Below are 12,886 nucleotides of genomic sequence, written 5' to 3' on the forward strand. Positions count from 1 at the left end.
GGCTGATCGCTTTTGCTGTCTCGGCTGTGCTGGTGGCCGGCGTCGGTGTTGCGATCAACCGACCGCATGACATCTCACCTGACGCGCAGCGGCTGTTGGGTGAGTTGACGCTGATCCCGGCGCTGGCCGGGCGTCCGGATGCGCCGGACTACGACCGCAGCGCCTTCGGTACCGCGTGGACGGACAACACCGATGCTGTTGGTTCAGGCAACGGATGCGACACCCGTAACGACATCCTTGACCGCGACCTGCAGGACAAGACGTTTGCGGTGATGACCAGTTGTGGGCGGGCCGTGGCCACCGGCGAGTTCCGTAGTCCTTACAGCGGTCGGTGGGTGGTTTTCCGAAGGGGGCAGGGGACCGGAGCCAAAGTTCAGATCGACCACATCGTGCCGCTCTCGTTCGCCTGGGATATGGGTGCCCGGAATTGGAATTCGACAGTGCGACAACGCTTCGCGAACGATCCGGCCAACCTCGTCGCGGTCGACGGAGATGCCAATCAGGACAAGGGTGACAAACAGCCGTCGCGGTGGATGCCGGCGAACAAGTCGTTTCACTGCCAATACGCGGCGCAATTCGTGATGGTGATGCGGACGTACGGGCTCTATCTCGATACGTCGTCGGTACCGGTGCTGCGGTCGGCGCTGCGCCGTTGCTGACGTAAGTCCCTAGAACCAAGTCATATAGACCACGTATCCAACCGTCGCAAGGGCGCATCCGATGACTATTCCCAGCCCTGCGTTCCGCGCTCTTCCTCCCGTCGCTATTCCCACGAATCCCAAGGCAATTGCGACACTCAGCGGATCCCCGTCGAGCGTGCCGATATCCCCGTCGAGTGGGCCTTTATTACCGTCGATCGTGCCGAAAATGCCTGTGGTTACGTAGTTTTCGTGGTTTGTCGGTGGGTGTTGATAGAACTGTGTCATGGCATCGGGGGTGGCAGATCTGATCGACCGTATCGAGGGCATGGCCCTGGCTGCGGAAGAGATCGTTGCTGTCCGTGAGGTGTTGTCCGGCAGGCTTGTTGAGGTGTCGCTGGCGAACTTGTCCGACAAAGAGACTGTGGAACCGGCCCAAGTGGTGGAGTTGCAGACCCGCCGGGACGAGTTGGTGAAGGTACGGGTCGCCGTCGAGTTGCGGGAGCGGTCCGTGGCTGCGAAACAGGGATTGAAGCACAACAAGTTCCTGCGGCATCATCTGCGGATTTCCGCGGCCCAGGCCAGTGCCCGGTCCAGAGGGGCTGAACGCGTCGGCCACTGGCACGCCCCCACCGGTGAGGTGATCGCCCCGACCTATCCCCATACTGCCGCGGCAATGCGTGATGGGGCGATCGGGGTGGGCCTGCACCTGCATGCGCATCTGAACCCCGACGGGGAGTTCGACGACACCGACCGCGCCCAGAAACGGGAGTTGTCGGTGTCCAAGCAGGGCGTCGACCATATGGCCGGGATCAAAGGCACGTTGGATCCGGCGACCAAAGCACTGTGGGATGTGGTGGCGGCCAAGGGGATGAACAACCCGAACGATCCGGACTCACCGACGGGCACCGCCGACAAGGCGGAGAAAGAGGCCCTACGTGCGGCGGCCGAGCGCGATACCCGTACTCCTGGGCAGCGTAATCATGATGCGTTCAAGAAGTTGATGGAGATGGTGGTCGGGCAAGGCAAACTCGGTACCCACCGCGGGCTACCGGCATAGGTCATCGTGACGATGACGTTGGAGCAGCTCGAACAGGAAACCGGCCTGGCCACCACCGCATCCGGTGGGGTGTTGGCCGTCAAGGACGCCTTGAAACTGGCCGGGGTGAGCCGCAAGTTTCTGGCATTGCTCGACGACAAACACCGCCCGCTGTATCTGGGGCGGGAACAACGTTTGGCCACTGCAGATCAGCGTTTGGCGTTGATTGCCGCCGAGCGGGGTTGTTCACGGCCGGGCTGTGATGCCCCGGCCTCAGAATGCGCGGCCCAACGCCGCATAGCAAGCACCCCGATGATGTGGTCCTTTGGTGACCAAAAGCCCAGGTGGGCACCGCTAAAAGGGCACATCATCGGGGTGGGGAAGCGGATCAGACTCCGGTGGTCACAAACGGAACCGCTGCTTCGCCCGTGTACACGAGGAATGTGAAGGACTCCTGGAAATACAGGTTGACGCCGGTGGCGTCATGGGAGTCGTAGCCGATCGAAACATCTTGTCCGATGGTGAGATCGAAGTCGCCGCCACGGGTACTCAGCAGGAACGCAGAGTCGATCGCCGGTGCCCAGATGATGTCGCCGTCGATGACGCGCTGCAGATGCTGGATGATCGGGTAGCCATGGTTGGAGGTCTCGTTGACCTTCAGCCACACGTCGGCGCTCAGTGCGAGCGAGTACGGACCGCTCACCGACGACAGGCGAAGCCGGCTCAACGCCTGGCTGATTGCCTCGGGGTATTCGCGAACATCGCTGGGAAGCTGGATCGGATCGCCCGGGGCCTGGCTGCGGATGCCCGCGATGCCCGCAGCGGAATAGCCTTCGAAGATGGCGCGGTCCTCGGCCTGGGCAAGACTGCGCGCAGCCTCGATGACCGGATCCCAATCGGAATCCTGTGCGCCGCGGTCGACGTCGTCGACGGCCTGCCGGCTGACCGTGAACGGCACCTTCAATTCGATGATCGACTGCGATGTGCGGGCACTGGCCTCGATACCGGGGCGCGGTGCATCGATGGGAAGCCGACGTCCCGTGGTGACCGCGGCGAGTTCCAGCCCGTGCGGACCGTTGACATCCACGAGCCGGCGACCGGCGCTGTTGCGCTTGAAGGTTCGCGTCGCCTCCTCCTCGATCTCCTTCCAGGCCGCAGCCGAGATCGGTGCGAGTTCGCGGTGCAGGTTGTTCATTTTTCCTCCGTGGTCAGCTGCCGGCGCCGGGAGAGGTCGCCGATCCGAAGGGACCCCGAATCGGGGACCGTGTCGGTGGTGATCGTTTCGGGTTCGTTCGTTTCAGGTGTTTCGGACGCGCGGTCCGGGAGCGCCGGTGGATCGTCGAGAAAATCGATCGTGGGCGCGAAATAGCGACTGCCGGTGACAGCGGTGGAGAAGTCGAGGAGCCGGTCGTAATTGCCCTCCGGTTTGCCGATGAACATGTTGCGCAACATCTCGTCGGTGACCTCGGGACCGGCCGAGTAACCGAGGAAATACGTCCCGAACTCGTCCTGGCCGACCCTGCCGAACGGCATGTTGTCGCGCATGATCTGCACTTGCTCACCGGTCTCGTCCTCGATGACGGTCAGTGCGGTGTGTGAATTGGACGGTTTGGTGTCGTCGTCCATTTCGATGTTGTCCCACTTGGTACGTCCGAAGACCTGTTCCTGCTCATCGGTGCTCGTGGCGTTCCACGCAGTCATGTTGTGCAGATACTTCTGGATCAACACGTAACTTCCGCCGGCGAAGTCGGGGTCATCGTCGGCGTCGACGGTCACTGCCCGTTCGGCGGCCGGGCCGTCGGGATTCTCTGTCCCATCGACGAATCCGACCATCGAGCGCATGTCGAACAACCGGAATCCGTGGACCTCGTCGACGATCGTCACCGCGCCCTGCAGGGCAAAGGTGATCTGGGTGGCGATCTCGAAGCAGGCGTCCATGGTCCGGGCGCGGATGTGGAAGAGCAGGTCGCCTTCTGTTGCCGGTGCCGTGTGCACGGCGCCTTGCAGCGGGATGAAGGGCGCCAGGCCCGCCGGCCGGGGACCGGTGAAGAGCCGGTCCCAGGCATCGGAGCCGATGCCGACCACACAGAGCAGCCGAGAATCGGGGACTCGTGAGGCGACCGATCGGATGAGACCGGTGACCCCGGAAAGGAAATCCCAGACAGCCTCTTCGGCGCCCTCGTTGACGGTGGCCACCAGAAAGATTGCGGCCTCGGGCAGCCGCGCCAGGATGGGTTGCGGTGTGGGGCCTTCGGAACCGGTGATGATCGTTGCCTTCCGCCGCTGATGGGTATATCCGAATCACGTTAGCGTTACCCGGAGCCGTTGGGTGCGTTGACACCCCGCCGGACAATTGTGTGCAGACTTGCGCCGCGAACACATGAGTCGAATGTCCCGGTTCGGGACGGCGCGCAAAAATATCGTTAGAACTTGATGCACGATGTATTCAAGCCGCCGGCCGATGCGTAGAACGAAATACGTGAGACCACTTCAAAAACAGCGTCCCGGTACAGAATTCGATCCCGACCCACTCCAGCAGGTGGGTCTGTGACACTCACGTCGATCTTGCCGACCCTGCGCGCGAGCATCCCAGACCCGCTCAACGACTCTTTATGGCCCGACAACACAACCACCACCGTGACGGACGTTCTCGTCGACGGACTCTCGATGACACACCTCATCGAATTGTCGGGAACGCCCGCGGTGTATCCGAGCCGCACTCCGGGGCGAGGCGTGGTGATGATGCGGGTGACCGAAGCCCGCGACGTCGGTCCACGCCGGCGGATCATCGCCGTCGACTTCGACGCCGAACGAGTGCAGCTCATCTGGTCCGAGGCGCGCCTGATCGGGCGTATCTCCACCGCCCGAGTGGCGTCGACCGACATCGGTCCGAAGGGGCGAGACGCCGCGATCACCGCCCCACGCCCGGCGGACATCGTGCCCGGCGACGTGCTGGCCGCACCCTGCGTGATGCCTCTGCACCTGTGGCTGCCGAACCGGCCCGCCGAAGTTGCCGCAGCGGGGCGGGTGCATGGGGTCTTTTCGCCGACCACCTGACCGGCTAGGTTCGACGGTAACCGACCTCGGGAGGTGGCCGCCGATGACTACTCCACCGACATCCACGACGGTGAACGTGGACCGCGACGGCCCGGTCACCATGATCAGCATCAACCGGCCGCAGGTGCGTAACGCCGTCGACGCCGTGACCGCGCAAGCGCTGGCCGATGCATTCCGCGAGTTCGACGCCGATCCAGACGCGTCGGTGGCGGTCTTGCACGGCGAGGGCGGAACATTCTGCGCCGGTGCCGATCTCAAGGCCGTGGCGTCCGGCCGCAACATGAATCGGATAGCGGCCGAGGGCGACGGCCCGATGGGCCCGACTCGAATGCGATTGTCCAAGCCCGTGATCGCGGCCATCGCCGGGCACGCGGTGGCCGGCGGTCTGGAACTCGCGTTGTGGGCCGACCTCCGGGTCGCCGACGAGGACGCCGTCCTCGGAGTGTTCTGCCGCCGATGGGGTGTGCCACTCATCGACGGTGGCACCGTGCGGCTACCTCAATTGATCGGTACGTCGCGGGCGATGGACCTGATCCTGACCGGCCGGCCGGTGTCGGCGGGTGAGGCCGGACAGATGGGGCTGGTCAACCGGGTGGTGCCGGCCGGTGAAGCGGTGTCGGCAGCCCGGGAGCTCGCCCACGAACTGGCAGCGTTCCCGCAGACCTGCATGCGCCAGGACCGGCTCTCGGTCCTCGAACAAGAAGGGCTGTACGAAGAGGACGCCATCTTCAACGAGTACGTCCACGGCCTGACGTCGCTGTCGGCCGACACGGTGGCGGGCGCGACCCGTTTCGCCGGGGGAGAAGGCAGACACGGGACGTTCGACAACGGGTCGGGCAAACGGCACGGGCCCTCAGACGAGGATCGGGGCCGCTGAGGCGTCGGTCGGCGAGAACGTCGATCTCATCGCCACCTATTCTGGATGAATGAGTGCCACCACCACGACTCCGGCCGACATCGAACAGATCGTGCGCGCGCAGGCGACCGCCGCGAAAGCCGCATCTCGCGTGCTCGCGGGCCTGACGACCGATCAGAAGAACCGGGTTCTGCACGACGCCGCCGAGGCGTTGCTGACCCAGTCCGATGCGGTCCTGGCCGCCAACGCCGAGGACGTCGCCCGGGCCGAGGCCGCCGGGACCGAGGCCAGCCTGATCGACCGGCTGCGTTTGACGGCCGACCGGATCGAGGGCATCGCCACCGGACTGCGACAGGTGGCCGGACTGCCCGATCCGATCGGTGACGTGATCGCCGGCAAGACGTTGCCCAACGGGATGCAGCTCCGGCAGGTCCGGGTGCCGCTCGGCGTGGTCGGCATGGTCTACGAAGCCCGGCCGAACGTCACGGTCGACGCCTTCGGCATCGCACTGAAGTCGGGCAATGTGGCGCTGCTGCGTGGCTCGTCGTCGGCCGCGAGTTCCAACGCCGAACTCGTCCGGATCCTGCGCGAGACCCTCACCGCCGCGGGTCTGCCCGCCGACGCGGTGCAGTTGCTGCCGTCGGAGGACAGGTCGAGCGTCACCCATCTCATCCGGGCCCGCGGGCTCGTCGACGTGGTGATCCCCCGCGGCGGGGCCGGATTGATCAAGGCAGTGGTCGAGAACGCGACCGTACCGACCATCGAGACCGGAACCGGCAACTGCCACATCTACATCCACTCGGCGGCCGATCTCGACATGGCGGAAGACCTGGTCCTCAATTCCAAGACCCGTCGGCCCAGCGTCTGCAACACCGCCGAGACGCTCCTCATCGATCAGGCGATCGCCGCGACCGCGCTGCCGCGCCTGACCCAGGCACTGCAGAGCGCCGGGGTGGTCATCCACGGCGACGAAGCGGGCATGACCCCGGCCACCGAAACCGATTGGTCCGACGAGTACCTGACACTCGACATCGCGGTGAAGGTCGTCGCGGGTATCGACGAGGCCGTCGACCACATCGACCGGTACGGCACCAGCCACACCGAGGCGATCGTCACCGCGGATCTGGCCGCGGCCACCGAGTTCACCCAGCGCGTCGACGCCGCAGCTGTCATGGTGAATGCCTCCACCGCGTTCACCGATGGCGAGCAGTTCGGGTTCGGTGCCGAGATCGGCATCTCCACCCAGAAGTTGCACGCCCGTGGCCCGATGGGGCTCCCCGAACTGACGTCCACCAAGTGGATCGCCTGGGGCAACGGCCAGACCCGACCCCGCTAACCCCGAGCCGCCCGGTCCGGATCCAGCTGCCCGTCCAACCACATACCCAGGAGCAACAACGATGGCCGTAGAGCCCAGTTTCACCGACGTGCCCGGCGTACGCCAGACGCTTGCCGGCGTCGGGTATCTGGCCGACGAGGCAACCTCGACGTCGGTGTTCCTGGCAGACCGGCTGGGTAAACCTCTGCTCGTCGAAGGCCCCGCCGGTGTAGGCAAAACCGAGTTGGCGCGCGCGATCTCGCAGTCCACCGACGCCGATCTGGTGCGACTGCAGTGCTACGAGGGGATCGACGAGGCCCGCGCGCTCTACGAGTGGAACCACGCCAAGCAGATCTTGGCGATCCAGGCGACCGGTCAGCGTGGCTGGGACGAGACCAAGGCAGACATCTTCTCCGAGGAGTTCCTGCTGGCGCGTCCGCTGCTCAAGGCCATCACCGCGCCCGGACGGACCGTGTTGCTCATCGACGAGGTCGACAAGGCCGATGTCGACATCGAAGGCCTGCTCCTCGAGGTCCTCAGCGATTTCGCGATCACGATCCCCGAGATGGGCACGGTCACCGCCACCCGCCGCCCGATCGTGCTGTTGACGTCCAACGCCACCCGGGAATTGTCCGAGGCCCTCAAACGCCGCTGCCTGTACCTCTTCATCGACTTCCCCGACGCGGCGCGCGAGCGGGAGATCCTGGCCAGCCGGGTACCGCAGCTCGCCGAGTCGGTTGCAAAAGAACTCGTCCGCATCATCGGGGTCCTGCGCACCCTCGACATCCGCAAGAAGCCGTCGGTGGCCGAGACGATCGACTGGGCCCACACGCTGCTGGCTCTCGGTGTCGGTGAGAAGCCGGGGACCGACATCGACAACGCGTTGATCGCCCAGACCCTGGGGGTCGTCCTCAAGCACCGTCCGGACGTGGCCACGGCCCTCAAGGAACTGAAGCTGAGCTGAGCGCGCCGTGCCCACCCCCATTGCGACTGCCCCCTTCATCACCCAGCTGACCGGGTTCGTCGACGACCTCCGGGCTCGCGGGATCGTGGTCGGGCCGGCGAACCTGATCGATGCCGGGGAGGCGGCCACGGTCCTCGACCTCCTCGACCGGGAAAGCTTCCGCGAGGGGATGGCCTGCACGCTGCTCCACGACAACGGACACCGCCGGGTCTTCGACTCGGTCTTCGATCTGTGGTTCCCACTCGGCGCCGGTGACCGCAGTGGCGACCTGGACGCCGCGTTCGCCCGGGATGCCGACGGCAAGATCGACACCGAGGCCGTGCGGTCCCGTCTCGCCGAACTCCTGGCCGACGATTCGCCGGAGTCCGACGCGGAGTTGGCCCGGTTCGCGGCGATGGTCGTTGCGGAGATGGGCAAATATCAGGCGACCCGGGATTCGGCGTACTCCACGTATCAGGCGATGTCGACGATCGATCCGCAGACGCTGATCGCCCGGATCGCCGCGGCCATGGCCGTCGGCGGCGGCGGTACCGAGGTCGACGGTAGGGATCCGCTCTTCCGCAAGGCCGCCGCCGACCGGGTCCGGAAGTTCCGGACCCTGATCGACGGTGAGACCAAACGCCGGATGGCCGAACGCAACGGACGCGAACGGGTCTCGCAGTACGCGGTGCCGAACCTGCCAGAACGCATCAACTTCCTGTCCGCAGGCGCGGCCGAGATCGCCGAGGTCCGTCGCACGGTCGCACCCCTGGCACGACTGCTGGCATCACGCCTGGAGATCCGCAGGCGACGCGCACACCGCGGCGCCATCGACGTCCGCAAGACACTGCGCGCCTCGATGTCGACCGGGGGTGTGCCGATCGATCTGGTGCGCCGCAAGCCGCGTCCCGGCCGTCCCGAACTGGTTGTCCTCTGTGATGTATCGGGGTCGGTCGCCGGTTTCTCCCAGTTCACCCTTCAGCTCGTCTATGCGTTGCGGCAACAGTTTTCGAAGGTCCGGGTCTTCGCGTTCGTCGACACCGTGGACGAGGTGACCGAGTTCTTCGACGGTCCCGACCTCGACGTCGCCGACGCGATCGGGGACATGATCAAGAATGCCAAGCTGATCACCCGCGACGGTCACTCCGACTACGGCCACGCGTTCGCGGGCTTCGCCGAGGAGCATCTGGACGCCCTGACACGACGCGGCGCCCTGCTGATCCTGGGCGACGGGCGTAACAACTATCGCGACCCGAAGCTCGACGCGCTGACCAAGATGGTCGACCACACCAGGCACGCCTACTGGCTCAATCCGGAGGCCGGGGTCAACTGGGATTCGGGTGACTCGATTGCCGCCACCTACTCCGATGTGATTGACATGCACGAATGCCGAAACGCCTCACAGCTGGCAAAGGTGATCGCCAACCTGCTGCCCGTATGAGCTGATCAGTAGACTCAATCCTCATGCCCGAAACGACACCTGACTCCCGCGCCTCCACAGGGCGGAAGATCGGCGTCATGGGCGGCACCTTCGACCCCGTCCACAACGGCCACCTGGTCGCTGCGAGCGAGGTCGCGGACCGCTTTGGTCTCGATGAGGTCATCTTCGTCCCCACCGGCCGGCCCTGGCAGAAGTTCCAGGCCGACGCCGGGGTCAGCCCACCCGAAGACCGCTACCTGATGACCGTGATCGCAACCGCGTCAAACCCACGGTTCTCGGTGAGCAGGGTGGACCTCGACCGCGAAGGTGACACCTACACGGTCGACACGCTACGTGACCTGCGTCGCATGAACCCCGACGCGGAATTGTTCTTCATCACGGGTGCGGACGCGTTGGCATCGATCTTGTCTTGGCAGGACTGGGAAGTGTTGTTCGAGTTGTCGAGCTTTGTCGGGGTCTCCCGGCCCGGCTACGAACTCGGCGCAGCACATCTCGACAGGCATCTGCAGAAGCTTCCTCCCGATACCCTCCATCTGATGGAGATACCGGCATTGGCGATCTCGTCCACGGACTGCCGCGCCCGCGCGGCGGCCGGACGGCCGGTCTGGTACCTGGTACCGGACGGAGTGGTGCAGTACATCAGTAAGCGAAAGCTCTACCAATCGAAAGGCACTCTGTGACAGCGTCACCCGAAGCGGTCGCCATGGCCACCGTCGCCGCCCACGCGGCCGCCGACAAACTGGCCGCCAATGTGATCGTTCTCGATGTTTCCGAGCAGTTGGTCATCACCGACTGTTTCGTCATCGCATCGGCGGACAACGAACGACAGGTCAGCGCCATCGTTGACGAGGTCGAGGAAAAACTGCGCGAAGCCGGCCACAAGCCGGTCCGGCGTGAAGGCACCCGTGAAGGGCGCTGGACCCTGCTCGACTACATCGACGTGGTCATCCACGTTCTCCATGAAGAGGAGCGGGAGTTCTACGCTCTCGAACGTCTGTGGAAGGACTGCCCGGTCCTGGACATCCCCGGGCTCGAAACCCCCGTGATCGCGACCGGCGGTGACGACGAAGAGCCCGAGAGCCCTGACGATGAATGAGTTGTTGCGTCCGGACGGACACGACTCGAGCGTTGAACGGATGACGCCGGTCGTGCGCCGGCTCGTGCTGCTTCGGCACGGGCAGACCGACTACAACGCAACGAGCCGCATGCAGGGACAGCTCGACACCGATCTGTCCGAGCTGGGTGTGCACCAGGCTGCGGCGGCGGCGGAGGTGCTTGCCGCCAGGGAACCGCGGCTGATCATCTCCTCGGACCTGCGGCGGGCGCGGGACACCGCGGCCGCACTGGCCGAGCAGGTCGGCCTCGAGGTCGGGCTGGACCAGCGACTGCGCGAGACCCATCTCGGCGAGTGGCAGGGGCTGACCCATCATGAGGTCGATGCACTGCTGCCCGGGGCCCGCCGCATCTGGCGCGATGACGCCACCTGGACGCCACCCGGTGGCGAGAGTCGCGTCGACGTGGCCCGCCGAAGCATGCCGGTGGTAGAGGAACTCGTTGCCGGACTTGGTGATTGGGGCCGCGGTGACAACGCTGACTCACCCGTTGTCCTGGTGGCGCACGGTGGGGCGATCGCCGCCCTGACCGCAGGCCTGCTCGGACTTCCGATCAGCCACTGGCCGGTCTTCGGCGGACTGGCCAACACCAGTTGGGTACAGCTCAGCGGGCACGGCGAGGACGACGACACCACCTGGCGACTCGACGTGTGGAATGCGTCCGCCGAGGTCTCCGACCTGGCCGTCCAGTGAGTGCGATGTCATGAGCCAAGACCTCGTGCCGGCCGCTGATCCGCTCGGAACAGGGGGGCGGGGCAGTCTGCTGGTGCTCTCGGATTCACTGGCCTACTACGGACCCAAGGGCGGGCTGCCCGCCAACGATCCGCGGATCTGGCCGACCTTGGTCGCGGAGGAACTCGGGCTCGAGCTCGAACTGTTCGGGCGGATCGGCTGGACCAGCCGCGATGTCTGGTGGGCCCTGACCCAGGATCCGAACATCTGGGCTGCCGTCCCGCGCGCCAGCGCGGTGGTTTTTGCTTTCGGTGGGATGGACTCGCTGCCGTCGCCGCTGCCCACCGCACTGCGGGAACAGATCCGCTACGTGCGGCCACCGCGGTTGCGACAGTATGTCCGCGACACCTACGGATGGCTGCAGCCGCGGCTGGCCCGGACCGGCTGGCCGCTGGCACTGCCACCGGCGCTGACGGCCGACTATCTCGGCAAGATCCACGAGGCGCTGATCGCGATCCGGCCCGATTTGCCCGTGGTCGCCTGCCTGCCGTCGACGCACCGCAGTCCCTACTACGGCAACGTGCACAAGGGACGACCGCAGACGGTGGCCGCGATGACCGAGTGGGCCCGGGCCGCGCAGGTTCCACTCGTCGACCTGATGCCGCCGACCGCGGCACACTTCGACCGCGGCGAAGGCAATCCGGACGGTATTCACTGGGGCTTCGGTTGTCACCGTGAGGTCGCCGATCTGGTGCAGGCCGCGGTGTCCGGCGCCCTGACGACTTCCGGCCCGTCGACGACTAACGTGTCCCTGTGACCGTTGTCATCGTGACCGACTCCTCGGCGCGCCTGCCGGAGGCACTGCGCCGGCGGTACCGCATCAGACAGGTGCCGTTGCATGTCCTCTCGGGTGAGCTGGATCTGCGTGAGGACGTCGACGAGATCGGTCCGGACATCTACAACAACCCGCAGACGACCACCTCGGGTGTGACACCGGCAGACCTCGAGGCCGCGTACGCCCAGGCCGTGGACGAAAGCGACGGCGACGGAGTGGTCGCGGTCCACCTGTCCCGGCGGTTCAGCGGGACCTGGGGGTCGGCGCGCGTGGTCGCCGAGAAGTTCCAGGGCCACATCCGAGTGGTCGATTCACGGACCGTGGGGCTCGGAGTCGGGTTCTCGACTCTTGCCGCAGCACAGCATGCCGAGGCCGGTGCCGACATGGACCGCGTGTACGAGGCGGCGATCCGTGTCGGGTCGACCACGGAATGTCTGCTGTGTGTGCAGCAGTTGGAGAATCTGCGGTCGAGCGGACGCATCGGCGCCACCACCAGATTGTTTGCCTCGGCACTCGCGATCAAGCCGATCCTGCGCGTGGTCGACGGGACGTTGGCGCTCAAGGAAAAGCAGCGGACCACGTCCAAGGCCATCGCCAAGATCATCGATTCCGCCGTTGAGATAGCCGACCAGCGCCCGGTGACCCTTGGGGTACAGCATTGTGAGGCACCGGATCTCGCGAACCAGATCATCGAAGCGCTCCAGTCCAAGCTGACCATCACCTCGCTGGTGCAAGCCGACTTCGGTCCGGTCTTGTCTCGGCACGTGGGCAGTGGAGCCGTCGGTATCGCCGTGACAACCTCACTGGACCCGATCGATCTTTCCTGAGTCCACCGCACACGAGCCACTTATACGAGGACGAGCCACAAATTTGCGGCTCGTCGTCGTATAAGTGGCTCGTGTGGTGGTTGTCCACAGTTCGCTGCTGCGCCCACAGGATCGGCGTCGCGGCACCTCTGTGCCGGTGAACTGGCGGGCC

13 protein-coding genes and 1 pseudogene are annotated in these 12,886 nt (G+C 65.5%); 12 read left to right on the top strand and 2 right to left on the bottom strand.

Going from position 1 to position 12,886, the window contains the following annotated elements; all coding sequences use genetic code 11:
- Window positions 1–32: 32 nt before the first annotated feature.
- Together AC51GT_RS01565 and AC51GT_RS01570 are read left to right on the top strand one after the other, a co-directional pair.
- The gene (locus tag AC51GT_RS01565) at window positions 33–659 is read left to right on the top strand and encodes an HNH endonuclease family protein (RefSeq protein ID WP_496327636.1); all 627 of its coding nucleotides are present in this window, start codon (window positions 33–35) and stop codon (window positions 657–659) included.
- A gap of 307 nt (window positions 660–966) precedes the next feature.
- Window positions 967–2,124 (top strand): annotated as a pseudogene (locus tag AC51GT_RS01570) (DUF222 domain-containing protein).
- On the opposite strand, the gene AC51GT_RS01575 reads toward AC51GT_RS01570, so the two are convergent.
- Window positions 2,066–2,872 carry a family 1 encapsulin nanocompartment shell protein gene (locus tag AC51GT_RS01575; RefSeq protein ID WP_496323633.1) on the bottom strand — a complete coding sequence of 269 codons (807 nt, stop codon included), beginning with the start codon at window positions 2,870–2,872 and terminating at the stop codon, window positions 2,066–2,068. The pseudogene AC51GT_RS01570 and the gene AC51GT_RS01575 sit on opposite strands and share 59 nt — an antisense overlap.
- Window positions 2,869–3,906, bottom strand: coding sequence for a Dyp-type peroxidase (locus AC51GT_RS01580; RefSeq protein ID WP_496324098.1), 1,038 nt, complete (start codon window positions 3,904–3,906; stop codon window positions 2,869–2,871). The genes AC51GT_RS01575 and AC51GT_RS01580 overlap by 4 nt, the downstream gene beginning before the upstream one ends.
- A gap of 318 nt (window positions 3,907–4,224) precedes the next feature.
- Here AC51GT_RS01580 and AC51GT_RS01585 point away from each other — a divergent pair, with 318 nt between their 5' ends.
- The 10 genes from AC51GT_RS01585 (at window position 4,225) to AC51GT_RS01630 (ending at window position 12,735) form a co-directional block, all read left to right on the top strand.
- A complete protein-coding gene (locus tag AC51GT_RS01585; protein WP_496323634.1) occupies window positions 4,225–4,734 on the top strand; it encodes an urease accessory protein UreE in 510 nt (169 codons plus the stop codon).
- A 43-nt stretch (window positions 4,735–4,777) separates the two neighbouring features.
- Window positions 4,778–5,611: a crotonase/enoyl-CoA hydratase family protein gene (locus AC51GT_RS01590; protein ID WP_496327637.1), complete on the top strand. Its 834-nt coding sequence runs from the start codon at window positions 4,778–4,780 to the stop codon at window positions 5,609–5,611.
- A 49-nt stretch (window positions 5,612–5,660) separates the two neighbouring features.
- Complete coding sequence (locus tag AC51GT_RS01595) at window positions 5,661–6,926, top strand: glutamate-5-semialdehyde dehydrogenase (protein WP_496327638.1); 1,266 nt, start codon at window positions 5,661–5,663, stop codon at window positions 6,924–6,926.
- A gap of 61 nt (window positions 6,927–6,987) precedes the next feature.
- A complete protein-coding gene (locus tag AC51GT_RS01600) occupies window positions 6,988–7,869 on the top strand; it encodes an AAA family ATPase (protein ID WP_496327639.1) in 882 nt (293 codons plus the stop codon).
- Window positions 7,870–7,876: 7 nt separating this feature from the next.
- On the top strand, window positions 7,877–9,289 hold the full coding sequence (locus AC51GT_RS01605) for a vWA domain-containing protein (protein WP_496327640.1): 1,413 nt from the start codon (window positions 7,877–7,879) through the stop codon (window positions 9,287–9,289).
- A gap of 23 nt (window positions 9,290–9,312) precedes the next feature.
- A complete protein-coding gene (gene nadD / locus AC51GT_RS01610; RefSeq protein WP_496323639.1) occupies window positions 9,313–9,969 on the top strand; it encodes a nicotinate-nucleotide adenylyltransferase in 657 nt (218 codons plus the stop codon).
- A complete protein-coding gene (gene rsfS, locus AC51GT_RS01615) occupies window positions 9,966–10,385 on the top strand; it encodes a ribosome silencing factor (protein WP_496323640.1) in 420 nt (139 codons plus the stop codon). The genes nadD and rsfS overlap by 4 nt, the downstream gene beginning before the upstream one ends.
- The gene (locus AC51GT_RS01620) at window positions 10,378–11,094 is read left to right on the top strand and encodes a histidine phosphatase family protein (protein ID WP_496327641.1); all 717 of its coding nucleotides are present in this window, start codon (window positions 10,378–10,380) and stop codon (window positions 11,092–11,094) included. The genes rsfS and AC51GT_RS01620 overlap by 8 nt, the downstream gene beginning before the upstream one ends.
- A 10-nt stretch (window positions 11,095–11,104) precedes the next feature.
- Window positions 11,105–11,890 carry a diglucosylglycerate octanoyltransferase gene (gene octT, locus AC51GT_RS01625; protein ID WP_496327642.1) on the top strand — a complete coding sequence of 262 codons (786 nt, stop codon included), beginning with the start codon at window positions 11,105–11,107 and terminating at the stop codon, window positions 11,888–11,890.
- Entirely contained in the window at window positions 11,887–12,735 is an 849-nt protein-coding gene (locus tag AC51GT_RS01630; RefSeq protein ID WP_496327643.1) for a DegV family protein, read from the top strand. Before octT ends, AC51GT_RS01630 begins: the two co-directional genes overlap by 4 nt.
- The last annotated feature ends 151 nt before the right edge of the window (window positions 12,736–12,886 follow it).

The sequence above is a fragment of the Williamsia sp. z34 genome (assembly GCF_059553395.1).